The organism is Kitasatospora sp. NPDC001159, assembly GCF_053598235.1.
Genome location: NZ_JBSFJV010000079.1, coordinates 1 through 24,472, shown reverse-complemented (window position 1 = coordinate 24,472; position 24,472 = coordinate 1). Strand labels below are relative to the sequence as shown.

Sequence of the window (24,472 nt, the reverse complement as noted above, 5' to 3'; positions counted from 1 at the left end):
AGTGAAAAGCCAGAGCAGCGACGCGGCCCGTGGCTGTCACGCCCCGAGGACAGTCGTTGAGGCGGACGTTGTACGCGGGCGCGCTCTGACCTCCTGGCCCAGTGTGCGTACCGACCTCGTCAACGCTGGCGCCCACTGGGTCGACGAGGAGGCCCACATCTGCGCCGACGGGCCGAATGTGCTCATCACCAGCCGGAAGCCGGCCGACCTGCCCGCCTTTACGGAGGCTTTGGTGACCGTCGTCGCCAAGGCCAAGGCGTAGCCGACTCCTCCGCCACAGGTCCTTTCGCCCTTACGAGGCGGAACGGTGGGAGATTGGCAGGCACCTGTCACCACCGGCACTCGCCGAGCCGCCTCGGCGCGATTGTCATACGGTCGAGATGAGGCATGAATCCGACGGAGGCCGCAATGGCGAGATACAGATGGCGAGTGCGCGTGCTCTCGGCAGAGGGCAACGAAACGGTCACACAGCCAGCTCTGCCGTACACGGACCATTTCGATGGGTCCGCTCAGGAGTACGCCGACTTCCTGGTCGGCAGGGCTCTGAAGCAAGGCCGGGACGATGCGGGGCCGACGCGTGCCGTGCGTGTTGTTGCCGATGTCTGGGAGCCGGACGGCCAGGGGCGCCCCGAGGGGCACGCTGGGTGGCCGCAGTAGCAGGCCGCTGGCGGGAGAGCCACCATCTCGCACTACCTGGGGGGCACTGTATCGCCCGGTTGAGTGGGTCGACAGGCTGGGCAGCACCCGGACGTCCCCCTGCGCTTTCCACGGCACTGCTCACAGGCGTGGCGGTGTAGCGGGCTCGCCCCAGGTGATGCGTTCTACAGCGTGCGGCGGGAACGACACCCGAGATCCGTCCTTCTCGGTAACGTGCACCCATCCGCGCTCGTCGATACGGACAATGCCCTCGACCGACTCGCCGAGCGCAACGCCAGGGCTGACGTAGCCCGCCCCATGGGCCAGATGCACTGTTCCGGGGTTCGCTTCAAGGCTTGCCATGACCCGATTGTCCAAGCTCGATCCCGGGCCCACCACCGGAGCCCTGTCACGCCGCCTACCCGTCCGGCCTCCAGGGCCGCCCAAGGGGCCTGGTGCGCAACTTCGTGCCCTCGCCGGCCCGGTAACTGTGCTGTTGTGCCCGCGGTCACGGCCAGATGCAGGATTTCGTCGTTGAAGGCGTCGTCCAGGCTGTCACCGGCGACGTTGTAGGCGGGTTCCAGGATTCCGGCGAGTGCGACCTGCGGGGTGTTCATCGCCAGCGGGCGGCGTCCGCATGACCTGGCCGTGGTCCTGGAGGAGGATCGAGACGTCCCGGCCACCGATCGCGTGCACCTCTTCGGCCACCGGCGGAGCGATGAGCTGGGGCGGCACCTCGTGAGCCCGGTCCGGCAGATGCCCCGGCAGTCGCTCGCCGAGCCCTTCCGACCGGTCCGCCGCAGTCGTGCGTTTCTTCCGTGCGAACTCCGCCACGGGCACCGCGGTTTGCCCGTAGCAGTCCGCTCCCTCGGCCGGCTTCCTCGCCTTGCCTCCACGTGGATGGGCGTACGACTCACCGGCACTTCCCCTGTCCCGGCACGGCACCGTCCCTCACCCCGCGACACCTCGGCCGGGATGGATCCTGTGGCCGTGGGGTGCGCGCAAGAAATCTCGGGTGGCTATTCTGGTCAGACGTCATGCGGGGGAATTTTCAAATACTCACTCATGTGTACGGCAGGCTCGAATTCTCGCAATGCGGAGTATCCTGGAAGGTGCCGGTAGGAGTTACCGGTAGGACGATCGCGAGGAGGCGAATATGAAGATCACTGAGGCAGGATCCCTGGCTCTGCGACTCGTGATCGAGAAAATGTCCGCCTTTTCGGCGGGAAGATCATAGGGTGAACGGGGATCAGGGGGGCGTAGATTCAGATCCTGCTGCCCTGGTCGGCGCTACGTTTGCGCAGGCCGGAAGGCCGTTCCCCGCAGCGATGCGGGGAACGGCCTTTCTGGGGCTGTGGCCGTGTGTCATGGTTCGGCGGAGGATGCGTTGTGCCGGCGTCTGGTGGTGGTGAAGTAGGCGGCGCGGCGGCGCAGGTGACGGCGACTGCTGTAACGGGGCGCACCCGGCACGGCGGGTGCGGCGCCGTAGAAGATCCGTTTGCCGACCTCTACCAGGGCGAGGTAGCCGATGACCATGCCGACGAGTGCGGCGAAGAACGCGCCCGGCAGGGGGTGGAAGCCGAGTGTGGCGGCCACGGGCGTGGCGGGGATGAGCGTGCCGACGGTGACGACACCGAGGGCCGCGAGGGTGAGCGGCAGGCTGGGGTGGCTGCGGAAGAACGGGATGCGGCGGGTGCGGATCGCGAAGATGACCAGGGTCTGGGTGGCCAGGGACTCGACGAACCAGCCGGAGCGGAACTGCTCGGGTCCGGAGTGGAAGACCCCGAGCATCACCCCGAAGGTGAGGAAGTCGAAGACCGAGCTGAACGGACCGAAGTAGAGCATGAAGCGGCGGATGAAGCCGATGTCCCAGTGCGAGGGGCGGCGGAGCTGCTCCTCGTCGGCGTTGTCGGTGGGGATGGCCAGCTGGCTGGTGTCGTACAGCAGGTTGTTGAGCAGGATCTGGGACGGAAGCATCGGCAGGAAGGGCAGGAACAGCGAGGCGCCGGCGGCGGAGGCCATGTTGCCGAAGTTGCTGGAGGTGCCCATCAGCACGTATTTGATGGTGTTGGCGAAGATCCTCCGCCCTTCGGCGACGCCGTCGGCGAGTACGTTGAGGTCCTTTTCCAGCAGGATGACGTCGGCGGCGTCCTTGGCGACGTCGGTGGCCGAGTCGACCGAGATTCCCACGTCGGCCGCGTGCAGGGCGAGTGCGTCGTTGACGCCGTCGCCGAGGAAGGCGACCCCGCGGCCGCCGTGCCGTTGGGCGTGCACGATGCGGGCCTTGTCCTCCGGGGTGACCCGGGCGAAGACGGTGGTGTGTGCGATGGCTGCGGCGAGTTGGGGTTCGTCGAGTGCGTCGAGGTCGGTGCCGGTCAGCGCACCGCCCTCGGCCAGCCCCAGGTCGCGGCAGATCTTGGCGGCGACGGCGGGGTTGTCGCCGGTGACGACCTTCACCGAGATGCCGAGGTCGGCCAGCCGGCGCAGGGCTTCGGCGGCGTCGTGTTTGGGCGGGTCCAGGAACACGAGCAGCCCCAGAAGGCGCAGGTCGTGTTCGTCCGCGGGCTGCGGCGGGCCGCTGCCGTCGGCGGGGCGGGTGGCCACGGCGACGACCCGGTTGCCGGCGGTGAACTCGGCCGCCAGGGCGTCGTGGGCTGCGGCCGGTACGTCGGAGCAGCGGTCGAGGACGCTCTCCGGTGCCCCCTTGGTCACCAGGGTCACCTGGCCGGCCGTGTCGCGGACGAGGACGGTGACCATGCGGCGCTCGTGGTCGAAAGGGAGTACCCCCAGCCGGGTGTAGCCCGCCGGTGCGGTCCGCTCGCCGACGGCGGCCGGGGACTGCCACAGCGCTTGGTCGAGGGGGTTCCCGCCGATGGACTGCCCGTCCGGTGTGGTGTTCTCGGTGCACAGCAGTCCCCAGCGCAGCACCGTGTCAGGGGTGCTGTCGCCGGCCGGCACGGCGCGCATGTAGTGGATGCGGCCCTGCGTGAGGGTGCCGGTCTTGTCGGTGAACAGAACGTCGACGTCGCCGAGGTCCTCGATGCACACCAGCCGTTTGACCAGCACCTTGCGGCGGCTCATCCGCCGGGATCCGGCGGCGAGGCTGGTGGAGACGACAGCAGGCAGCAGCTGCGGGGTGATGCCGACCGCGATCGCCAGTGAGAACAGCAGCGCGTCGATGATCGGTTTGTGCAGGACCACGTTGATCACGAAGATCGACGTGGTCAGCGCGCCCGCGACGTACACCAGAAGCATGGAGAAGCGGCGCAGCCCGACCTGGAACTCGGTGTCGAGCAGGTGCGTGCTCAGTCCCGCGGCGATCCTGCCGAACTCGGTACGGGCGCCGGTGGCCACCACGATCCCGCTTCCGCTGCCGGCTCGTACCACAGTGCCCATCAGTGCGCACCCGGACAGCTCCGCCAGGGGCGTTCCCGCAGGCACGGGGGCGGTGTGCTTGTCGACGGGCAGCGATTCGCCGGTCAGGACCGACTCGTCGCATTCCAGGCCCGCGACGTCGAACAGCCGTATGTCGGCCGGGACGATGTCCCCCAGGCGCAGCTCGACCACGTCGCCGGGGACCAGCTCAGTGACGTCCACCGAGCCGGGGCGCCCGTCGCGGATGACCACCGTCCGGTGGCGGATCTGGGAGTGCAGGGCCTCGGCGGCCTTCTCCGCCCGGTACTCGTTGACGAAGCCGAGCCCGACCGACACGCCCACGATCAGACCGATGATGACGGCGTCACTGCGCTCACCGACCAGGTAGGAGGCGACGGCGGCGATCAGGAGCAGAGCGAGCAGCGGGGACCGCAGCTGGTGCCAGAGCACGGGAAGGAACCGAGTCCGGTGCGAGGCGACCGCATTCGGGCCGAACTGCGCCTGCCGCCGTGCGACCTCCCCGCTGGGCAGGCCCCGGTCGGTGGCCACGCCGAACTCCTGCAGCACGTCCGCGACGGGCAGCGCGGCCGCGGACACTGTCCCGGCCACGGAGCCGGTCGCATGCGCGGGCGCGGAGACCGTCATCGGCTTTCCCGGGCGGATCCTGAGGGCCGCTCCGGCCGGTTGCCGCAGCCGCCCTCAGAGCCGACGGCCGAACGGGACGCAGGCCGGGACCCGGACGTGGCGCACGGCGTGCCGCTCATCGATCTCACCCTCACCGCCTTGAGCCACGTGACGTCCGACAGGGAGCGCGGTCCGGCAGCCCCGGACACGCTCCGTGTCACCAGACTGCCATTGATCGATCACGAAGGAAACGCGGGGGATTGCCACGGCCCTGTAGCTGCCTCGCGCGCCGGAAGCGCCACTCGCACGGCATCGACGCCGCCGCTGCGACGGGGCGAGCGATGCCTGGATCGAACGTGATGATCCGATACGCAGTGGTGCTGGGGTGGGTCTTCTTGGCCTGGTTGAGGAGGCGTATTCCCAGCGCGTTCTCGGACAGGCGCGCGGCGCGTCCGCTCGGACGAAACGGTCGACCCGCGCCATCCCCCGACCCGGTTCGGACTCCAAGAAGGCCGTCGGGCTCGATCCCCGGCGTGCCGCAGTGACAACGAGGAGAACTCATGACAACCGGGCCAATGACCGTGCTCGTGGTCGGCGCGACGTGTCAGGGATGGTGCGCCCCGGCCTCCGTAGCGCACCCGTGGCGCCCCCTGCCAGCCGGTGGGCGCCACGGCAGGCGCGGCCTGAAGACCTGGCGGAGCGGTAGAAGCTCACGAGGGCGCTGAGCGGGTTGGCGGGCGGCGGCAAGGCCGCTGATCCCGGCGCCGACGACGATCACCCCGCTGCGGGGGCCGGACCTGACGGTGCTCCAGTCAGGCGCCGGGTGGATCCCCGGCGGAAACGGTGTGGACGCGGAAGGGCCACGCATCACCAGGAGCAGGTCAGGCCTCGGGGAACGGCGGTAACCCCTCTCTTCAGTACAATGAGGATGATACTGCAGAGGATACATTGAGGCGTCAATGTGTCAATAGAGGCATAGGGAGTTGGCTCGGCGATGCGTACCGACGCGATGGAGGTCCTGGATTCGGCGATCCCGGTCCTGGTCAAGGACCGGGCGGCGTCCATGCAGGTCATCGCCAAGCGAGCGGGTATCAGCCGGGCGACCCTGGTCCGCCTGTTTCCCACCCGGCAGCACCTGGTGCGGGCCATGGCTGCGAAGATCCTCGACGACTGCGACCGGGCCCTGTCCCGCGCCGAGGCCGACACCGCCCCCATGCAGCAGGTGCTCGCCGCCCTGGTCACCGACTACCCGCCGTTCGCCCAGCTGTGGAACCTCGTCTACGTCGAACCCGACGTCCTCGGGGTACCCGAAGCCAGCACCCGGGCCGACTCGATCTTCGACCGCACCGTCAAGTTCTTCAAGCGCGGCCAGAAGGCCGGACTGCTGCGCAACGACATGCCAGCCACCTGGCTGGCCTCGACCTTCTGCGGTCTGGCCGAGACCGCGTGGGAGCTGACCCTCGAAGGCGACATGGGCCCCCGCCAAGCTCCGGACTTCATCACGGCGATCCTCCTCCATGGCGCGGCCGCCTGACCACTCCCGGGGTCCGAAGCGAACGGCGCTCCCGATCCTCGAGTGCACGGGGGCGCCCGGCTGGCCGCGCCTGCGCGGCGAGGTTTGCGGTGGTGACGCCGCTGCCGACTGTGGTCTCCGGCCCGGTCGAGGCCCGACGAACGGTCCGGGGTGGCCGCGCTGCGCCGACTGTGCGGCATGCCGAGCGCGCCTGACCAAGGTGCTCGACCCTGCCGCGCGCTCTCGGCCCGGTCGGCTTCGATGTCCTTGGGCGGGCCGTGTGGGCGACGGCGGTGCCAGCGGGAAGGCCGGCGCGGAGATGCCGGCAAAGCCGGCCGGCCGTCAGGGCTGCGATGGCATCACCGGCATCGCCGTATCGGTGCGACGGGGTGGACACGTCAGGGGCTATATTGAGGCAACGATGTGCCAATGGAGGCATGGGGAGCTGGTTCGGCGATGCGTACTGACGCGATGGAGGTCCTGGATTCGGCGATCCCGGTTCTGGTCAAGGACCGGGCGGCGTCCATGCAGGTCATCGCCAAGCGAGCGGGTATCAGCCGGGCGACCCTGGTCCGCCTGTTTCCCACCCGGCAGCACCTGGTGCGGGCCATGGCTGCGAAGATCCTCGACGACTGCGACCGGGCCCTGTCCTGCGCCGGGGCCGACACCGCCCCCGTGCGACAGGTGCTCGCCGCCCTGGTCGCCGAATACCCGGCGTTCGCCCAGCTGTGGAATCTCGTCTATACCCGGCCCGACGTCCTCGGCGTTGCCGAGATCGGCGTACGGGCCGACGCGATCTTCGACCGGACCGTCGAGCTCTTCGAACGCGGCCAGGGCGTCGGGCTGTTACGGAAGGACATGCCGGCCACCTGGCTGGCCTCGACGTTCTACGGCCTCGCCGAGACCGCATGGGAGTTGACGATGGAGGGCTACATGGGTGCCCGCCAGGCTCCGGGCTTCATCCCTGCGATCCTGCTGTACGGTGCGGCCGCCTGACCGCGTCTCGGGGCTCATGCCGCGGGGCGTTTCAGGCCTTGGCCGAGGAGGGCGCCAGCTCGACCGGAGCCCCGCGCAGGACCGCGTAGACCACCGAGAACGCCACGATCGCCTCGGCCCACAGGAACGCCGTGTAGTCGAGCAGGCAGCCGATCGGCGGCGAGCCGGGAGCGGTGTTGCGGAAGCCGGCCAGCGCGAACAGGGTCGCCGCCATCCAGCCCAGTGCCGGCCACACCATCCCCTTGCGCGTCCGTCCGATCACCAGCGCCCCGGCCGCGACCGCCAGGGCCAGCGCCCACATCACCGCGAACATCAGCCAGACCATCGTGAACGTTCCCCGGGACCGCCTCATCTCGACGTCGAAACCCGGTGCCAGCCGGTCCCCGCCGACTTCGGCCTGCGCCGTGAACAACGGGTCGGAGTCGATCAGCTCCACCTCGGCCGGGACCGGCTTCCCGTCGACCGAGGCCGCGAAGTAGATCTCGGCCTTGTACCGGTCGAAGGGATAGTCGGCGAACTCACCGCTCTCCAGTTCCACCAGGAGGTCCTGCGCGCCGATCCGCTGTCCGGCCGGGAAGGTCAGCGTCCCGCGGGTGATGCCGGACGTGGCCACGGTGATGTCGCGCGCCGGGGCATCGCCTCCCGCGGCACTCAGCGCGCCGTGCGGCACTACGAGCACCCGCAGGTCCAGGTCGTCGCGTCCGGCGTTGACCCGCTGCACCGAGGCAGTGATCGAGAGCCGGTCCGCCACGTCGGCAGCCCCCGTGCTGATCCCACCTGGCTGGCTCTTCACATCGGCGCGGAAGGCCAGCAGCCCGACCCCGCACGCCACCGCACCACCACGACAGCGACAACAACCGCCCACGCAATCCCCGCTCGACCTCGCGGCAGCCGCCATCGATTCCTGAGCATCCGCCCAGTAAACCGGCCTGAACATCGAGCGCCCTGCGGAAACGCCGATCAACTCTCCGTGCCTCGGCTGGCGCGGCTCCGCGCGGTCCTGGTCAAACCGGCGTCGAGGAACCCACGCAACGCTCACCGCCGAGGACGTCGTCCACGGCACGCCGACCGGAACAGCGACGTGGGAGCATGCCCCTCATGCACCAACCCTCCGACCATCAGCCCGAGTCGCCGCATGTCGCCGGACACCCGCAGCCGTCTCTGTCCGAGGCGCTGCCGGGTCTGCCGGTCAGGCTGCCGAAGACCGTCGTCGCCCTCGCACCGACCGTCATCCTCCTGCTGGTGTTCGTCCCGCTTGCCCTGACCAACGGCGACACCCTCGGCCCCAGCCGCTCCGCCGCGCTCGACGCGACCCTGATCGCCATCGGCTCGCTCGCCCTCGCCTTCCGCCGACGGGCCCCCGTGGCGGTGGCCGTGCTCACCCTGTTGAGCGGTACGCTCCCGCTCGCCATCGCCCTCTACGAACTGGCCGCGCGGCGTGGCACCACCCGAACCCTCGCCGTGCTCGCCGTGTTCGCCGAGATCAGGCTGCTGATCCCGTTCGACTTCTCAGACTTCACCACGCTCTCCGCCTTCGCCGGCATCGTCGAGGACCCGCTCGTCTACGGCGTCGTCCCGCTCGCCCTCGGCGTGGCCGCCCACCAGCGCACCCGCGCCGTCGGCGTCCTCGTCGAACGCAACCGCCTGCTGGAAGAGGCCCACCAGTACGCCGAGGAGCGCGCCGCTGCCGCCGAACGCGCCCGCCTCGCAAGGGAGATGCACGATGTCGTCTCCAACCGGGTTTCCCTCATCACCCTGCACGCCGGCGCCGCCCAGGTCGCCCAGACCGACGATCCGGACGCAGTACGCCAGACCCTCGGTCTCATCCGTACCCTCGGCCTCCAGGCCCTCACCGAACTGCGCGGCCTGCTCGGCGTCCTCACCCCCGCCCCCGACCAGGTTCCCTCGCTGCGCGGCCTGCCTGCCCTGGTCGACGAATCCCGGCAGGCCGGCCTCACCGTCGACCTCATCGTCACCGGGCCACCACCCGGGCAGCCCGCACCTGGCCCCGCCGTCCAGTACGCCGCCTACCGGATCGTCCAGGAAGCACTCACCAACGCCCACAAGCACGCCCCGGACGCCGAGGTGACCGTCACCGTCGAAATCAACCGGGACGACCTGCACGTCGCCGTGGTCAATGCGCCCGGCGGCACCGGCGGCGAAACCGAACTGCCTTCCGGGGGCCACGGTCTCGACGGCATGCGCACCCGCGCCGACGACCTCGGCGGTACCCTCGGCGCCGGCCCTACCCCCGACGGCGGCTTCGCCGTCCACGCCCGCCTTCCGCTGGTCGGCTCGGAGGCGTGACACCGAGGTCGCCACCGTCGATCCGAGCCTCTTCAGCGATGGAATCACGACCGTCGCCCACAGCTGCCTGCGCGAACCCACCAGCCAGCCCTCAGTGCCTCTGTTGACACATCGGTGTATCAAAGTATCCTCTGTTGCATCGGCCTCGCTTCACTGGCGAGGCGGGTTGCCGCTGGTCGGCGTCCCACTCGGCGCACGCCGGTGGGCCGGCGAGCCGATGCCCGCCAAGGTGCGGGAGGCCGTCCCCGACCAGACGGGGTGCCCCTTTGGAGCCTGCACGGCTTCCTCGCCTACGGGCGGCCCGGCGAACGCAACGGAGCGTTCGGCGACACCCTCGTATCGGCCCGTGACAGAAAGCAGATCGGTCAACAGCCATGACGATGCATCGCCGGCACTTCCTGCGGAGCGTAGGCCTGGGACTGCCCAGCCTCGCCCTTCTCGCCTCCCTGTCCGCCTGCGACGACAGTGGGGACGGCGACAGTGCGGGTAGCGGGGGCAGCGCAGATGGGAACGGGATGCCGGGCCCGTCCGGGCGCAAGAAGGTGATCGTCGTCGGCGCCGGGATCAGCGGCCTGGGCGCTGCCCGGTACCTGGCTGACAAGGGGCACGAGGTGTCGGTGCTCGAAGCGCGCGACCGTATCGGCGGGCGGATCTGGACCAGCGAGAAGTGGTCCGGCACACCGCTCGATCTCGGCGCGTCGTGGATCCACGGCATCGACGGCAACCCGATCACCGATCTGGCCAGGAAGGCCGGCGCGAAGACCGCGGTGACCGACCTCGAAAGCGCCACCGACTACCTCGCAAGCGGCCAGGAGATCGAGGGCGCCCAGGCCCAGGCGCTCGATCGCTGGCGGAAGGCCACGGCCAACGCGCTGTCGTCCTTCCAGAAGAAGGACGACGACGACGCCTCGATCCGCAGCGTCGTCCAGAACGCTCTGGGCTGGTCGAAGCTCTCGGACAGCGACAAGGCCCTGGTCTCCTACGCGCTGAACGACTACGAGCACGAGTACTCGGGCAGCGTCGACCAGATGTCCGCCCTGTACTTCGACGACGACGCCAAGATCAAGGGCAAGGACGTCCTGTTCCCGGGCGGTTACCACCAGATCACCGACTACCTGGCCAAGGGACTGTCGGTGCAGACCGGGCAGGTCGTCAAGCAGATCGACTGGAACTCCGGCGGCGTGACGGTCACCACCGACAAGGGCACCTTCCAGGGCGACCACGTGGTGGTCACGCTGCCGCTGGGCGTCCTGCAGAGCGGGTCGGTCACGTTCGGTCCCGGCCTGCCCCAGGACAAGACCACTGCCATCGGCAAGCTCGGCACGGGTGTCCTCAACAAGTGCTACCTGCGCTTCCCCAAGGTGTTCTGGGCGGACACCGACTGGCTGGAGTACGTGCCCGACCTGGGCAAGTACGGACAGTGGGCCCAGTGGATCAACGTCGCCCGCCCCACCGGCCAGCCGGTGCTGCTCGGCTTCAACGCCGCCGACTTCGGCCGCACCATCGAGAGCTGGAGCGACACCCAGATCGTCGACAGCGCCATGAGCACCCTGAAGACCATCTACGGCGGCAACATCCCCCAGCCGACGGACTACCAGATCACCCGCTGGGCCTCGGACCCGTACGCGTGCGGCTCGTACTCGTTCACCAAGCTCGGCGCCACGTCCGACATGCGCAACCAACTCGCGGCCGCCGTGGACGGCCGGGTGCACTTCGCCGGCGAGGCGACGGACCGCAAGGACTACGCCACCGTCCACGGCGCCTACCGGTCGGGCCTGCGCGCGGCCAAGGAGATCGCCGGCTGACACCGCCAGCCGCGTGACGAATCCCCGGACTGTTCCCCGTCGTGTGGGCGGCGGGGAAGACAGCCGGGGTTCGTCCACCAGGACCCCGCCGGGCGCGACCCCTGACGCCCGCGGGACGGCAGCCCCCGCCGGTGCGTGCCCCCGAACGCACCGGCGGGGGCGTGCGGCGCGGCACCCCGCAGCCCCGAACGCGCCCTCATGACCGGCCGCGACACCCCACGCGACGGGTCGAACGCGCCCGCTCCAGGCAGTGACCGCGGCCGGACAGGACCCGCTGCGATTCCGGACATGGCACATGCCCGGGCTGCCCATCCCCCCGCCGCCCACCCGCACGACTTTGCTGGGAGCCCCCATGACCGCGCAGCCCTTCGGCGCCCCGTCTTCCTCGGCCTTCGGGGCACTGACTCCGGACGACCCCGGCGAGGTCGGCGGCTACCGTCTGTGCGCGCGGCTCGGCGCGGGCGGCATGGGCCGCGTGTACCTCGCGTACACCCTCGGCGGACGCCCGGTCGCGCTCAAGGTGGTCCGGCCCGAACTCGCGGAGGACCCCGAATTCCGGCACCGCTTCGCCCAGGAGGTCGCCAGCGCCCGCCGCATCCACAGCCTCTACACCGCCCAGGTGGTCGACGCGGGCACCGACGCAGCCTCCCCCTGGCTGGCGACCACGTTCGTGCCCGGCCCCTCCCTCGACCGGGTCGTCCAGCGCCATGGCCCGCTGCCCGAGCGCACCGTCCTGCTCCTGCTCGCCGGCGTCGCCGAGGCCCTGCAGGCGATCCACGCCGCGGGCGTCGTCCACCGCGACCTCAAGCCCGGCAACGTCCTGGTGGCCGCCGACGGCCCGCGCGTCATCGACTTCGGCATCGCCCGCGCCGCCGACGCGAGCCCGCTGACCGGCACGGGCCTGCGCATCGGCTCACCCGGTTTCATGGCCCCCGAGCAGGCCCTCGGACAGCCCGCCACCCCGGCCACCGACGTCTTCGCGCTCGGTGCCCTGATCGCCTTCATCGGCTCCGGCGTGTCCCCTTTCGGGGACGGGCCCGAGCCCACCGCGCTCTACCGGGCGGTCCATGAGGAACCCGACCTCTGCGCTCTGCCGCACGGGCTGCACGAACTGGTCCGGTACTGCCTGGCCAAGAACCCCGAGGAGCGGCCGGGCACAGCCTGGCTGGTCGAGGCCGCCCGCAGCCACCCCGCCACCGGCGGCGAACTCCGCTTCTCCGACGGCTGGTTGCCCCCGCAGGTCAGCGGCGAGCTGAACCGCCACACCGACCTGCCGGCCACACCCGCCCCGCCGGTCACCGCCCTCGATCAGGCCCTGGCCGAGGCCCCGACCGCCCGTGTCCTGTCTGCCCCGGGACCCACCCGGCTGCAGCCGGAGCACGTGCTTCCGGAACCGGTCCCCACGACCAGACGCAGAGCCGCGGCCACCGCGCGCCGGGGCGCCCGCACCGCACTCGTCACGACTGCCACCCTCATCATCGGCGCAGCAGCGGCCTTCTTCCTGCTCGACTACACCGAATACTTCGACGACACGCCCGAACAGAACACCGCCGCCACCAGCAGCCTCCCCCCGTCCGCCGCACCCACCCCCACCCCCGCCCCCACCCCCGCCTCCCCGTCCACGGCCCCCGGCTACACCGCCGTCTACACGAACCTCGAACTCACCTCGCCCGACCGCGACCACGAGTTCGACCTCAAGGCAGGGAAGGTCACCCAGGACACCTCCTCCTGGTACCTGGCCCGCCAGCCCGGCGCCTTCTACATCCCCGAGGACAGCGACGCCTACATCGCCCCGCCCGGCCCCCTCACGCTCCCCGACTGCCTCAAGGGCGTCGAAACGCAACCCACCTCCACCCTGTCCTTCACCACCCTGCGCGCCGACCGCACCTTCTGCGTCCGCTCCCACGACGCGCTGGACGTCGCCGTCATCCGCACCCTCACCACCGCCACGAACGACGGCCCGGTCAAGGTCTCCATCACCTACTACCACCACACCACCTGACCGCGTGCCCCGCCCGGCCCGCAGCCGAACCGCGGGGCAAGGCCGGGCCTGCGGGTCCTTTGCCATCCGGCCGCTTCGGGGCAGTGGGCGGCCCGTCGGAGGCTGTGGGCATCTCTCTTCCTGCACGTCGGCGAGCGCACTGGAGCACACGCCGGCGTTTCGCAGGAGTCCGTACACACATCGCAGATCGGTATACAGCCAATGACGATGCACAGGACGTGCTGTTCCCGGGCGGCTACCGGCAGATCACCGACCTGCTGGCCAAGGGGCTGACGGTGCGACGGTTGTGGACTGCTCGGCAGCAGACATCGGCGACTCCCTCGGCGGCGCGCACTGATGGGCTCCGCCGTTCGCGGAGTTGGCCCAGTGTGGAGCGCGCCGCTGCCGGCCAGGCAGGGGCAGCATGTAGCCGTGCCTGTTATGGAACTGACGCCATGTCAGTTGTGTGCATCGGCGTTTCCGGTGCGGGGAATGCGCGCACGGCACCGGCGCACACGGCGCGGACCCTGGTCGGCCGGCGGGTTGGCCCGCGCCCTTGCGCAGGGCTACGCCTCGGTGCCCGCGATCCGGCGGCGCCTGGCCATCGGGACGTAGAGCAGTGCGCAGGCGCCGACGGCGACGAGACAGTAGTTCACCGCCTTGGTGCCGTTCTCCGTGTACTGCTGCCACGCGGCCCAGGTGCAGACGCCGGTCAGGCTCAGGGCGACGAGGGAGAGGCCAAGGGGGCCGCCCGGGACGCGGTAGGGACGTTCCAGGTGGGGCTCGCGCACGCGCAGCGCGATGAGTGCGGCGACTTCGAGCAGCAGCGTGATGTTGGTGAGGAAGACGTCCACGATGATCAGGTTGCTGAAGCTGCTCAGGCAGAACAGGGCGTAGATCGCGGACGAGCCGATGAGGGAGACGACGGGAACCTGACGGCGGACGGTCCTTCTCGCCATCCAGTTCGGGAAGTAGCCGTCCTGGGCCAGGACGAAGGGCACACGGGCGCTGGAGGTGAGGAGCGCGGAGAACATCGCGGCCGAGGCGAGCATGCCGCCGAGCGTCACGGCGGTCTGCAGCCGCGGCCCGGCCAGGGCTCCGGCCACGGCCGAGAAGGAGCCGCTGTGCCAGGTCTTCCAGCCGGCCGGGCCGTCCGGCCCGAGCGTGAGCGAGGCGAGTGCCGGCAGCAGGTAGCCGGCGGTGATGACCACGACGGAGAGGGCGAGTGCCCGCGGCAGGTGCTTGCGCGGATTGTCGATCTCACCGGCGAAGGCCGAGACGTCGTCCCAGCCGCTGTAGTTCCACATGGTGAGGAAGAGCCCGGCGCCGAAGGCGCTTCCGATCGACTGGTCCGGGCGGCTGGTCAGCTGCGAAACGGGGCCGGCGCCGTCGCCTAGCATGTGCGCGAAGCCGGCGACGCTCAGCAGCAGCAGCGGAGTGAGGCAGACCACGGCGAACACGACGGCGGAGGTGCCGACCCTGGCCGTACCCATCAGGTTGATCAGGACGGAGGCGGTGATGACGGCGAGGCAGACGCACCAGTGCAGGTCGAACTGGAAGTGGCCCACCGCGAACAGCACGTGCCCGCCCGGTGCGGCCCAGTCGACCATGGACTGCAGGTAGCCGGTGAACAGGACCGGGTAGACGGCCAGGTCCACGAAGCCGCCCAGCCAGCTGAGCATGCCTTGCTGGAAACCCCAGAAGCGCCCCAGTCCGCGCCGCACCCAGTGGTAGTAGCCGCCGTCGACGGGGATCGCCGTGCCGAGCTCGGCGCACACCATCGCGTGCGGAACGCTGTAGACGAGGGGTGTCACCAGGAGCAGCAGGAGGCCGATGCCGGGCCCGGACGTGGAGAACAGGCCCTCGATGCCGTAGGCCCCGCCGGAGACGCTGAAGAAGATGAGCGCGACCAGGGGCGCGAGCTTCACGTTCCGGGCGGGGGAGAGGAACTGGGCCGCCGGGGCGGCTGCTGCGGTCACGGCAGTGACGTTCGGTGGCACTTCTCACCTTGATCCGGCGGACGACGGGCAACGAGCCGGGTGATTATCTCCACGGGACCGCCAGGTAGCACATCCGGTTGGCGTCGCCAACTGCCCTGTGCCGACGATCACGGAGAGTCATGAGCGGCACCGTCGGCCCGGGAGCGGTGCGTCGGCGGGGTCAGCGAAGGCGCAGGTGTCAGCCGGCGATCTCCTTGGCCGCGCGGACGCCCGACAGGTAGGCGCCGTGGACGATGGCGAGCAACTGGCGGCTGGTCGCCTCCCCGGCGAAGTGCACCCGGCCGTCGACGGCGGCCGCCAGCTGGTCGCGCATGTCGGGTGTCGAGCCGAGCTTGTTGAAGGAGTAGGAGCCCAGCGCGTAGGGGTCGCAGGCCCAGCGGGTGATCTGGTACGCGGTCGGGGTGGGGATGTCGTTACCGAAGATCGTCTTCAGCGTCGTCATGGCGTTGTCGATGATCTGGTTGTCGCTCCAACCCTCGGTCGTGCGGGCGAAGTCGGCGGCGTTGAAGCCGAGCAGCACCGGCTGGCCGGTGGGGCGGGCGACGTTGATCCACTGCTCCCACTGCCCGTAGTGGCTCAGGTCGGGGACGTAGGTCAGCCAGTCGGTGTCCGCCCAGAACACCTTCGGGGAAGGGCACCACGCTCGGGTCGCTGGGCGCGGAAGCGCCCAGGCGGGTGCGCCGTCATGTGCAGCGATGGGCACCGATCCGCCCGGTCCCCACCTGTACGCCATTGGGTGACGAGCTTGGAGAGGGGCGCGTGCAGCGCGGCGGCCGCGTCGGTCAGGCCCCGGCCGCCTCAAATGCCTCTATTGACACATCAGAGTTTCAATATATGCTTTGCTGTGTCATCCCGGCTGAGCTGAAGGAAGGGCAGGGCTCCAGTCGGCTGCGCTGCGGAGCATGCAGGTTCCTGCGGTGCATCCCACTACCGCCGCCGACGCTCTCGGCGGTCACTGCCCGGATCCGGACCCGGTCCTCATGCCACCCCTGAGGACCCGTCCTCGTCGGCGATCGCGGCCCGCACCGTTGCGCCGACTGAGGAATCAGTCGTGCCAGATCGGGATCGGGGCGGGGCATGAAGGAGCCGCCGCGGTGCGGCATCGAAACGAGCGCGAAAGATCCGGTGGTGCAGAGATGCTGCGCAATGGTCTGGAACCCTGGCATGTCCTGGTGATGGTGGCGGTACTGGTGCTGCTCTTCGGTTCCAGAAAGCTGCCCGAGATGGCCCGCGGGCTGGGGAAGTCGATGCGCATCCTGAAGGCCGAGACGGCAGCCATGCGTGAGGACCACTCGTCCGTCGAGGAGCCGGATGCGGGCGCGGCAGGGCCGACCCCGCCGGCGGTCGCCGCGGCGGCCCTCGCGAGGGCCGATGAACCCGCCAAGTCGGGAAAGGCGTCCTGACCGCGGGTACTTGGAGCTCGGGGTGCAGCGCCGACGCGCGCCGCGCCCAGTAAGTCGTCTCGGTTCGGCAGGTGATGGGGCCTGTCAGGCCGAGGTGTCCCAATCGCAACACCGGCGCGCGTGTCCGGGCGGCAGCAACACTGCACGCCCCGCACCGGCGCCGCAGGAAGGACGGCCGTGCAGGTCATCACTCACGAGGCTGGCGCAACCGAGCCCGCGGCCGAGCCGCAGGCAGTGCCCCGTGCCCCTCGTCGCCGGAGCTGGCGGTTCGCCGTCGTGCTGGCACTGGTCATCGGCCTGTGCGGGTCAGGGATCGGGCTGTACCTCAACGACCGCAACACCCGTGAGCAGGCGTACGAGCTGGGCATTCCCTCCGCCCAGGACTGGATCGAACTGGAGGTCACCGCCCAGGACGTGGACCCGGCGGCCCAGCGGCTGACGCTGTACGTCACCCCCATCCCGCACGGCAGGCTCGCCGCCGGCTCCGACTCCCAGGCCTTCGCCCGCCCCGTGGAGATCACCGCCACCGGCACTGCCAAGACGACCATCAAAGCCGCCGGGGGTGAAACCGCGGCACCGCAGCAGTTGCACGTCGAGATGTACGGCGGCACCGCGACCGACTACCCCTTCGACCGCTACCGCGCGGAGGCGGGCTTCACCGCCACCAGTGGCGGCACAGCCGTGCCGGTGGGCGTGGTCCTCACCGACGTCGACCCGTTCTTCGTCCTGCACCCCGAGGCCACCATCGCGAGCACCGGCACGGTGGTCGTGGACGCGAAGATCACCCGCTCCCGCAGCACCTTCATCCTGGCCTGGTTCATGATCGCGGCGATGTGGGCACTTGCCCTGGCAGTGCTCGGCGCCGCCGAAGTGCTCTACCGCAAGCGCGAGGGCCTCGTCTGGCCCTCCCTCGGCTGGATGGCCGCGACGATCTTCGCCCTGATCGGCATGCGCAACGCGGCTCCCGGCTCGCCCCCCATCGGATCGCTCATCGACTACGTCGCCTTCTTCTGGGCCGAAGGCATCATCGCGGCCAGCCTGACCTGCACCGTCCTGTCCGGCATCCGCACCGAGCACCAGCAGCGCCGCGAACGGGAAGCCGCCGCCGACGGGCAGTGACGGCCGGGCCGGCCCCGGCGGCCCCGGCGGCCGCATCGCCTGGTTGGAGTCGTCGGCGTAGGCGAAGCCCGCCCCGGGGCCGCGACCTCGCCACCTTCTCCCTGTGCGTGCTCGGCAACTGGCCGATCTGCCGACACCGGCCGCGCGCGCCGTGATCGCGATGCGGGCGAGGCGCCGTCCGCAGCCGCGCGATCTCGGAGTTCCGTCCGCCTCTTTCGCGCTAAGTGAATGAACAGTAGTCTCTGTCTCTCAGGATTTGAGCGGAAGGCTGGAGCTGTCATGGCATCGAGGGTGATCGTCGCGGGCGTGGGGATGATCCCGTTCACGACGCCGAGGAACAGTGAGTCCTACGGCGTGATGGGCGAGAAGGCGACTCGCGCCGCGCTAGCCGACGCGGGGATCGACTACGCCCTGGTGCAGCAGGCGTACGTCGGCTATGTGTATGGCGATTCGTGTTGTGGCCAGGCTGCTTTGTACGGCCTGGGCCAGAGCGGCATCCCGATCGTGAACGTGAACAACAACTGCTCGACCGGGTCATCGGCGCTGTTCCTGGCCCGGCAGGCGATCGAGAGCGGCATGGCGGAGTGCGTGCTCGCCCTGGGCTTCGAGCAGATGCAGCGCGGTGCACTCGCGTCGCACTGGCAGGACCGGACCAGCCCTTTCGCCCGCTTCGACGAGGTGGCCCTCGCCGTTCAGGGGGAGTCCGACGCCCCGTTCGCAGCGCAGTACTTCGGCGGCGCCGGTGCGGCCTACGCCAAGGAGTACGGCCTGGCCGAGGACACCTTCGCCAAGATCGCGGTCAAGGCGCGCAAGCACGCGGCGAACAACCCGTACGCGGTGTTCCGCGACCCGGTGACGGTCGAGGAGGTGCTCGCCTCGCCGCGGATCTACGGCCCGCTGACCCGGCTGCAGTGCTGCCCGCCGACCTGCGGTGCGGCGGCGGCAGTGCTGTGCTCGGAGGAGTTCGCCCGCCGGCACGGGCTGCGCACCGATGTGGCGATCACGGCACAGGCGATGACCACGGACTACCCGTCGACCTTCGCGGACGCGGACATGCGCAAGGTCGTCGGCTACGACATGTCGAAGGCCGCGGCGAAGCAGGTCTACGAGCAGGCCGGCATCGGGCCGCAGGACGTGCGGGTCGTCGAGTTGCACGACTGCTTCACCACGAACGAACTGCTCACCTACGAGGCGCTCGGGCTGACGCCGGAGGGCACGGCGGAGAAGTTCGTCTGCGACGGCGACAACACCTACGGCGGCCGCGTGGTCACCAACCCCTCGGGCGGCCTGCTGTCGAAGGGCCACCCGCTGGGCGCGACCGGGCTGGCCCAGTGCACCGAGCTGGTCTGGCAGTTGCGCGGCCACGCCGAGGCGCGGCAGGTGGAGGACGCGACGGTCGCGTTGCAGCACAACATCGGCCTCGGCGGTGCCGCTGTGGTGACGCTGTACCAGAAGGTGGGCTGAGCGATGGCGATCGACGCCGAGGCGGCCGGGAAGCTGGCGCTCGATCCGATCACCGTCCAGGTGGAGCGTGGCCGACTGCGCTTCTTCGCCAAGGCCACCGGCCAGACGGACCCCGTGTACACGGATGTGGAGACCGCCAGGCGGGCGGGCCACCGGGACCTGCCGGTTCCGCCGACGTTCTTCTTCAGCCTGGAACTGGAGGCACCCGAACCGTTCGCCTACCTGGCCGCGCTGGACGTGGACCTGCGCCGGGTGCTGCACGGCGAGCAGGCGTTCACCTACCACCGGCCGGCCTACGCGGGCGACACCCTCACCCTGCAACCACGCATCGTCGACGTGTACAGCAAGAAGCACGGCGCGCTGGACTTCCTCGTCAAACGGACCGACGTCCACCGCGGAACCGAGCTGATCGCCGAGACGCGGAGCGTCATCGTGGTGCGCAATCCGGAGGTGCCGCAGTGACCATCCCGAAGAGCATCGAGGTCGGCACCGAGCTGCCCGCGCTGCGCATCGCTCCGATCTCCCGGACCACGCTGGCACTGTTCGCGGGCGCGTCCGGCGACCACAACCCGATCCACATCGACCTCGACGTCGCGAAGTCCGCCGGCCTGGACGACGTGTTCGCACACGGGATGCTGTCCATGGCCTACCTGGGCCGGCTGCTCACCGACTGGGTGCCGCAGGAACGGATCCGCTCCTACCGGGTGCGCTTCGCCGCCGTCACCCCCGTACACGCCTCCTTGACCTGCACCGCCAGCGTGGTGTCCGTCGAGGACGGCCTGGTCACGCTCGCCCTCACCGTCGCCCTGGACGACGGCACTCTCACCCTCGCCGGCGACGCCGTCGTCGCGCTGGACTGAAAGGAACGTGATCCGCATGGGAAAGCTCGACGGCAAGGTCGCCATCATCTCGGGCTCGGGCCGCGGCATCGGCCGTGAGATCGCACTCAAGCTGGCCGCCGACGGCGCCGCCGTGGTGGTCAACGACCTCGATGCCGAGCCCGCCAAGGAGACCGTGGCCGCGATCGAGGCCGCCGGCGGGCGGGCGGTTGCCTGTCCGGGCAGCGTCACCGAGAAGGGCTTCGCCGAGCACTTCGTGCAGACGGCCGCAGACACCTTCGGCGGGCTGGACATCATCGTCAACAACGCCGGTTACACCTGGGACAGCGTCATCCAGAAGATCACCGACGAGCAGTGGGACGCGATCCTGGACGTGCACCTCAAGGCGCCGTTCCGGATCCTGCGGGCCGCACAGCCGGTGATCTCCGCAGCGGCCAAGCGCGCCGCGCAGGCCGGTGAACCGGTGCCGTGCCGCAAGGTCGTCAACATCTCCTCGATCGCCGGACTCGGCGGCAACGCGGGCCAGGCCAACTACGCCGCGGCGAAGGCCGGGATCACCGGCCTGACCAGGACACTGGCCAAGGAGTGGGGCCGCTACAACGTGACGGTCAACACGGTGGCGTTCGGGCTGATCAAGACCCGGCTGACGGAGACCCCCGCCGGTGACGGGACGATCGACGTGCAGGGCAAGGAGATCAAGGTCGGCGTCAGCCCCGACCTGATGTCCGCGATGGAGCACGCGATCCCGCTCGGCCGCGCGGGCACCCCGGTGGAGGCCGCAGGTTCGGTGTACCTGTTCTGCATCCCCGAGTCGGACTACGTCAGCGGGCAGACCCTGGTCTGCGGCGGCGGGTTCGTGATCTGACACCGCGCTCCGCGTGGACCTTCGAAACTCCCCTTCACCCTGCGAACAACCGGAGACACACGTGAAACGGATCCTGTTCGACGCCGAGCACGTGGCCTACCGCGAGAGCGTGCGGACGTTCCTCGACAAGGAAGTCGTGCCCCACTTCGCGGATTGGGAGTCGGCCGGCATCGTGCCGCGCGAGCTGTTCACCGGGCTGGGCCGCCTCGGCGCGCTCGGCATCGCCGTGCCCGAGGAGTTCGGCGGTGCGGGGACCAGCGACTTCCGCTACAACGTGATCCTGCAGGAGGAAGCGGCCCGCGCGGCGGTCTTTCCGGCGGTGCTCGGCCCCGCGCTGCACGCCGACATCTGCATGCCCTACTTCCTCGAATGCGCCACCGATGAGCAGAAGGCCCGCTGGCTTCCCGGCATCGCCTCCGGTGAACTGATCACCGCGGTCGCCATGACCGAGCCGGGCACCGGGTCCGACCTGTCCGGCATCCGCACCAAGGCGGTCCGCGACGGCGACCACTACGTCATCGACGGCGCGAAGACCTTCATCACCAACGGCATCAACTCCGACCTGGTGATCGTCGCGGTCCGCACCGGCGAGCATCCGCACCGCGGCCTGAGCCTGATCGTCGTCGAACGCGACACCCCGGGCTTCGAACGCGGCCGCAAACTGGAGAAGGTCGGACTGCATGCCCAGGACACCGCCGAACTGTCCTTCACCGGCGCCCGGGTGCCGGTGGCCAACCTGCTCGGCACCGAAGGCGAGGGCTTCTTCGCCCTGACCAGGAACCTCGCGCAGGAGCGGATCTCGGTCGCGGTGTCCGGCCTGGCCCAGGCCACCGCCGCGTTCGACTGGACCACCGCCTACGTCCGCGAGCGCAAGGCCTTCGGCAAGCCCATCGGATCACTGCAGGTGATCCGGCACCGGCTCGCCGAGCTGGCCACCGAGATCGACGTGGCCCAGCACTACCTGGACCGCTGCATCCTCGCGCTCAACGAGGGCGAGCTGACCGCCGTCGACGCAGCCAAGGCCAAGTGGTGGTGCACCGAACTGCAGGGCCGGGTCGTGGACGCCTGCGTCCAACTGCACGGCGGATACGGCTACATGCTCGAATACCCCATCGCGCGGGCCTGGCAGGACAGCCGGGTGACCCGCATCTACGCCGGCACGACCGAGATCATGAAGGAGATCATCGGCCGCTCCCTGAAACTCGGATAACTCCTCCACCGGATCGTCGCGCAAAGGAGCGGGTGACGCACGTGACCTGGGGCATGGCCTGCACACGTCCGGAACAGGCAGGATTCTCAAGCGCGGGTTGAACAGGAAATACTGGGTGGAAGGCGGACAGCAAGTCCATCGAGGCCGGAACGGCAAGAGCCACCCGAAGCGAGGAGGAGACGGTGACGGTCGGCACGGAGGAATCCTCGCCTCCCGCGCGCGGCACCCGGCCCCGCAACCGTCGGGAGCTGGTCATCGCCGCGGCACGCGAGCTCTTCTGCCGACACGGCTACGCGAACGTCGCCATGAGCGACATCGCCGGCGCGGTGAACATCAGCCCCTCGGCTCTGTACCGGCACTTCCGCGGCAAGCAGGAACTCCTCCATGCGGTCACCTCCGAGGCGCTTGAGTCCTGCCTTGACGGGCTGAGGACCGCCGAACCCGGCGACCTCGACTCGTTGCTCCTCAAGTTCGCCGAGACCTCCCTGGCCCGTCGCGAGCTCGGTGTGCTCTGGCAGCGCGAAGCCCGCAACCTCCCCACCGAACATCGCGCCGAACTCGCAGAGCACCTGCACACCGCGCGGCGTGCGCTCGCCGAGCAGCTGACCGCCGCCCGGCCGGAGCTGGACCACGCTCACGCGGAACTGCTCGCCTGGAGCATCCTCGATGTCGCGGTCAGCGTCTCCTACCAGCACGTCGATCTGCCCGCACCCGACTACCCGAACCTGATCGCGGACCTGATGCGCTGCGTGGCGGCGGCCCAACTCCCCGACCTCGGCGAACACATCGTCGACCGCCCAAGCACCGAGCAGGCTCTGGAGCCCCGATCCCGTCGTGAGGGCCTGCTCGCCGCAGCGACCCGCCTGTTCGCCGAACGCGGATACGCGGCAGTCACACTGGAGGACACCGGCAGCGCCGTCGGTATCGCCGGACAGAGCATCTACAACCACTTCTCCAGCAAACATGACGTCCTCGCCGCGGCGATGAACCGCAGCGCCGAGCGGCTGTGGCTCGACCTGGCCGAGGTGCTCGCATCCGTACAGGACCACGCGGACGCGCTGCGCCTGCTGATCCTGCGGTACGCCCGGTTCGCACTCGCCCACCAGCACCTGGTCACGCTCATCGTCACCGAGACCGAACACCTGCAGGACGACGACAGGCAGCGGACGCTCCAGACCCAACGCGACTACATCGACGAGTGGCTGCACCTCATGCGTGCCGTCCACCCGGCCATGTCGCCCGCGGAGGCACGCGTCCGCGTACAGGCAGTCCTCACCATCACGAACGACATCGCCCGAACACCCCGGCTGCGCACCCGCTCAGGCATCGAGAGGAACGTCCACCGCCTCGGCTGCCGCCTCCTGGGTCTGGACGACACGCCCCTCGTCGGCCTGCGGACTGACGTCACGTCAACCAACCGTCCGGACCGCTGAGGAACGGCCACTCGGACGTGGCCCGGGTGCCAGCCGGAGCAGCGGGCAACTTGATCACGGGCCACCGCCCGAGCGCTTTCCAATCGTGCGCCGACGGACTCGCGAGCACCTTCGGAGCACCCCCCTCGACGCCACACCGGCACGATGTCCCACCGTCCCGCTCGGCGTGCTCCGCCCGCGAGCTGCGCGGCACAATCGGCCGAGCGCCGAGGGTGTCCGGGGTCAGAGTTTGAACATCGCGGTGTACGGGTGGGTGATGCGTTCCTGCCGTGATCCGAAGTCGACGAGTACCGCGAGGTCGTCGTTACCTTCGACGCCGACGACCCGACCGAGGCCGTACCTGTCATGGGTGACCCGGTCGCCGACGGCGAAGTGCTTGCGTGGTGCCTCCGCCCGGGGCTTGAAGGGGCTGGTGGGCAGGGGGCGGCGACCTGCTGAGGATTTCGTCATTTCCGGCCAGTATGCGCCTGGAAGCGCGGGCGTGGGCCTTTTCCGTGCATGCGAGTTCAAGTTGGGCCGGAATGCCGCGCCCGCCGTCCAGTGCGCCCCCTGAATGGCGCCGGTGGGCGTGGTGTGCTGCCTTCGCGGGGCTGTCGCCGCGAGGGCAGGCGTTCCGCACCGCGGGAATCGCCTCCCCCCTGGGAGCCGTCGGCTCCGACGGGGTGTGCGGGCCGCATACTCAAGCGGCTTGCTCTCCAGGCGTGTTCACGGTCCTCTCGGCTCGGAACCGGCCGCCCCGGGGAGGGCTCCCGCAGAACCGGGGGTGAAACATCCCACCGCGGCGGGCCGCGGGCCTGCTACAGTCGACTTAGTTGCAGTAGTGGTTCCCATGAACTTTGTGTGCGCCTGCTGATGTATTGCAGGCGCATTTTCTGTTCCCCGGCTCTTCCCCGGCGGGCGCT

The 24,472-nt window shown here is 69.9% G+C and carries 19 protein-coding genes and 2 pseudogenes; 14 read left to right on the top strand and 7 right to left on the bottom strand.

The genetic code is table 11. From position 1 onward, the window contains the following. Window positions 1-10: 10 nt before the first annotated feature. Window positions 11-262, top strand: a pseudogene (locus ACWC9T_RS30755) (DJ-1/PfpI family protein); the annotation flags it as partial. A 515-nt stretch (window positions 263-777) separates the two neighbouring features. On the opposite strand, the gene ACWC9T_RS30750 reads toward ACWC9T_RS30755, so the two are convergent. From ACWC9T_RS30750 to mgtA, 3 genes and pseudogenes are all read right to left on the bottom strand, one after another. Next, window positions 778-999, bottom strand: coding sequence for a hypothetical protein (locus ACWC9T_RS30750; protein WP_449824319.1), 222 nt, complete (start codon window positions 997-999; stop codon window positions 778-780). Window positions 1,000-1,236: 237 nt separating this feature from the next. Beyond that, a pseudogene (locus ACWC9T_RS30745) lies at window positions 1,237-1,470 on the bottom strand (serine/threonine-protein phosphatase); the annotation flags it as partial. 531 nt (window positions 1,471-2,001) lie between these two features. Further along, the gene (gene mgtA / locus ACWC9T_RS30740) at window positions 2,002-4,656 is read right to left on the bottom strand and encodes a magnesium-translocating P-type ATPase (protein ID WP_449824318.1); all 2,655 of its coding nucleotides are present in this window, start codon (window positions 4,654-4,656) and stop codon (window positions 2,002-2,004) included. Between the two features lie 973 nt (window positions 4,657-5,629). Between mgtA and ACWC9T_RS30735 the strand changes: the two genes are divergently transcribed. Together ACWC9T_RS30735 and ACWC9T_RS30730 are read left to right on the top strand one after the other, a co-directional pair. Further along, the gene (locus ACWC9T_RS30735; protein ID WP_449824317.1) at window positions 5,630-6,169 is read left to right on the top strand and encodes a TetR/AcrR family transcriptional regulator; all 540 of its coding nucleotides are present in this window, start codon (window positions 5,630-5,632) and stop codon (window positions 6,167-6,169) included. Between the two features lie 435 nt (window positions 6,170-6,604). Beyond that, a complete protein-coding gene (locus ACWC9T_RS30730) occupies window positions 6,605-7,144 on the top strand; it encodes a TetR/AcrR family transcriptional regulator (RefSeq protein WP_449824316.1) in 540 nt (179 codons plus the stop codon). Between the two features lie 31 nt (window positions 7,145-7,175). Here ACWC9T_RS30730 and ACWC9T_RS30725 read toward each other — a convergent pair whose 3' ends face one another. Further along, window positions 7,176-7,976 (bottom strand): DUF4436 family protein, encoded by an 801-nt coding sequence (locus ACWC9T_RS30725; protein ID WP_449824315.1) that lies wholly within the window; start codon window positions 7,974-7,976, stop codon window positions 7,176-7,178. A 266-nt stretch (window positions 7,977-8,242) separates the two neighbouring features. Here ACWC9T_RS30725 and ACWC9T_RS30720 point away from each other — a divergent pair, with 266 nt between their 5' ends. The 3 genes from ACWC9T_RS30720 (at window position 8,243) to ACWC9T_RS30710 (ending at window position 13,258) form a co-directional block, all read left to right on the top strand. Next, a complete protein-coding gene (locus ACWC9T_RS30720) occupies window positions 8,243-9,451 on the top strand; it encodes a sensor histidine kinase (RefSeq protein ID WP_449824314.1) in 1,209 nt (402 codons plus the stop codon). A 515-nt stretch (window positions 9,452-9,966) separates the two neighbouring features. Next, window positions 9,967-11,256 (top strand): flavin monoamine oxidase family protein, encoded by a 1,290-nt coding sequence (locus ACWC9T_RS30715; protein WP_449824313.1) that lies wholly within the window; start codon window positions 9,967-9,969, stop codon window positions 11,254-11,256. A 352-nt stretch (window positions 11,257-11,608) separates the two neighbouring features. Next, window positions 11,609-13,258, top strand: coding sequence for a serine/threonine-protein kinase (locus ACWC9T_RS30710; RefSeq protein WP_449824312.1), 1,650 nt, complete (start codon window positions 11,609-11,611; stop codon window positions 13,256-13,258). Between the two features lie 545 nt (window positions 13,259-13,803). Here ACWC9T_RS30710 and ACWC9T_RS30705 read toward each other — a convergent pair. Both ACWC9T_RS30705 and ACWC9T_RS30700 read right to left on the bottom strand, forming a co-directional pair. After that, the gene (locus tag ACWC9T_RS30705; protein WP_449824311.1) at window positions 13,804-15,216 is read right to left on the bottom strand and encodes an APC family permease; all 1,413 of its coding nucleotides are present in this window, start codon (window positions 15,214-15,216) and stop codon (window positions 13,804-13,806) included. A 199-nt stretch (window positions 15,217-15,415) separates the two neighbouring features. Continuing rightward, the gene (locus tag ACWC9T_RS30700; RefSeq protein WP_449824310.1) at window positions 15,416-15,859 is read right to left on the bottom strand and encodes a flavin monoamine oxidase family protein; all 444 of its coding nucleotides are present in this window, start codon (window positions 15,857-15,859) and stop codon (window positions 15,416-15,418) included. Between the two features lie 514 nt (window positions 15,860-16,373). On the opposite strand from ACWC9T_RS30700, the gene tatA reads away from it, so the two are divergent. The 8 genes from tatA (at window position 16,374) to ACWC9T_RS30660 (ending at window position 23,570) form a co-directional block, all read left to right on the top strand. Then, a complete protein-coding gene (tatA, locus tag ACWC9T_RS30695) occupies window positions 16,374-16,640 on the top strand; it encodes a Sec-independent protein translocase subunit TatA (protein WP_449824327.1) in 267 nt (88 codons plus the stop codon). A gap of 177 nt (window positions 16,641-16,817) precedes the next feature. Further along, entirely contained in the window at window positions 16,818-17,759 is a 942-nt protein-coding gene (locus ACWC9T_RS30690) for a DUF4436 family protein (RefSeq protein ID WP_449824309.1), read from the top strand. Window positions 17,760-18,038: 279 nt separating this feature from the next. Beyond that, window positions 18,039-19,223 (top strand): lipid-transfer protein, encoded by a 1,185-nt coding sequence (locus ACWC9T_RS30685; RefSeq protein ID WP_449824308.1) that lies wholly within the window; start codon window positions 18,039-18,041, stop codon window positions 19,221-19,223. Between the two features lie 3 nt (window positions 19,224-19,226). Beyond that, complete coding sequence (locus ACWC9T_RS30680) at window positions 19,227-19,685, top strand: MaoC family dehydratase N-terminal domain-containing protein (RefSeq protein ID WP_449824307.1); 459 nt, start codon at window positions 19,227-19,229, stop codon at window positions 19,683-19,685. Continuing rightward, window positions 19,682-20,083 carry a MaoC/PaaZ C-terminal domain-containing protein gene (locus ACWC9T_RS30675; protein ID WP_449824306.1) on the top strand — a complete coding sequence of 134 codons (402 nt, stop codon included), beginning with the start codon at window positions 19,682-19,684 and terminating at the stop codon, window positions 20,081-20,083. The genes ACWC9T_RS30680 and ACWC9T_RS30675 overlap by 4 nt, the downstream gene beginning before the upstream one ends. A 16-nt stretch (window positions 20,084-20,099) precedes the next feature. Continuing rightward, window positions 20,100-20,927, top strand: a complete 828-nt coding sequence (locus tag ACWC9T_RS30670; protein ID WP_449824305.1) for an SDR family NAD(P)-dependent oxidoreductase — start codon at window positions 20,100-20,102, stop codon at window positions 20,925-20,927. 61 nt (window positions 20,928-20,988) lie between these two features. Further along, entirely contained in the window at window positions 20,989-22,137 is a 1,149-nt protein-coding gene (locus ACWC9T_RS30665; RefSeq protein WP_449824304.1) for an acyl-CoA dehydrogenase family protein, read from the top strand. 182 nt (window positions 22,138-22,319) lie between these two features. Continuing rightward, on the top strand, window positions 22,320-23,570 hold the full coding sequence (locus ACWC9T_RS30660; RefSeq protein WP_449824303.1) for a TetR/AcrR family transcriptional regulator: 1,251 nt from the start codon (window positions 22,320-22,322) through the stop codon (window positions 23,568-23,570). 222 nt (window positions 23,571-23,792) lie between these two features. On the opposite strand, the gene ACWC9T_RS30655 is transcribed toward ACWC9T_RS30660, so the two are convergent. After that, complete coding sequence (locus ACWC9T_RS30655) at window positions 23,793-24,020, bottom strand: hypothetical protein (protein ID WP_449824302.1); 228 nt, start codon at window positions 24,018-24,020, stop codon at window positions 23,793-23,795. Between the last annotated feature and the right edge of the window lie 452 nt (window positions 24,021-24,472).

What these genes read in the sequence shown, in the direction of transcription:
- ACWC9T_RS30655 (WP_449824302.1), bottom strand. Translation starts at nt 24,020, where the DNA reads ATGACGAAATCCTCAGCAGGTCGCCGCCCCCTGCCCACCAGCCCCTTC.
- ACWC9T_RS30750 (WP_449824319.1), bottom strand. Translation starts at nt 999, where the DNA reads ATGGCAAGCCTTGAAGCGAACCCCGGAACAGTGCATCTGGCCCATGGG.
- ACWC9T_RS30670 (WP_449824305.1), top strand. Translation starts at nt 20,100, where the DNA reads ATGGGAAAGCTCGACGGCAAGGTCGCCATCATCTCGGGCTCGGGCCGC.
- mgtA (WP_449824318.1), bottom strand. Translation starts at nt 4,656, where the DNA reads ATGACGGTCTCCGCGCCCGCGCATGCGACCGGCTCCGTGGCCGGGACA.
- ACWC9T_RS30715 (WP_449824313.1), top strand. Translation starts at nt 9,967, where the DNA reads ATGCCGGGCCCGTCCGGGCGCAAGAAGGTGATCGTCGTCGGCGCCGGG.
- ACWC9T_RS30710 (WP_449824312.1), top strand. Translation starts at nt 11,609, where the DNA reads ATGACCGCGCAGCCCTTCGGCGCCCCGTCTTCCTCGGCCTTCGGGGCA.
- ACWC9T_RS30735 (WP_449824317.1), top strand. Translation starts at nt 5,630, where the DNA reads ATGCGTACCGACGCGATGGAGGTCCTGGATTCGGCGATCCCGGTCCTG.
- tatA (WP_449824327.1), top strand. Translation starts at nt 16,374, where the DNA reads ATGCTGCGCAATGGTCTGGAACCCTGGCATGTCCTGGTGATGGTGGCG.
- ACWC9T_RS30730 (WP_449824316.1), top strand. Translation starts at nt 6,605, where the DNA reads ATGCGTACTGACGCGATGGAGGTCCTGGATTCGGCGATCCCGGTTCTG.
- ACWC9T_RS30685 (WP_449824308.1), top strand. Translation starts at nt 18,039, where the DNA reads ATGGCATCGAGGGTGATCGTCGCGGGCGTGGGGATGATCCCGTTCACG.
- ACWC9T_RS30680 (WP_449824307.1), top strand. Translation starts at nt 19,227, where the DNA reads ATGGCGATCGACGCCGAGGCGGCCGGGAAGCTGGCGCTCGATCCGATC.
- ACWC9T_RS30720 (WP_449824314.1), top strand. Translation starts at nt 8,243, where the DNA reads ATGCACCAACCCTCCGACCATCAGCCCGAGTCGCCGCATGTCGCCGGA.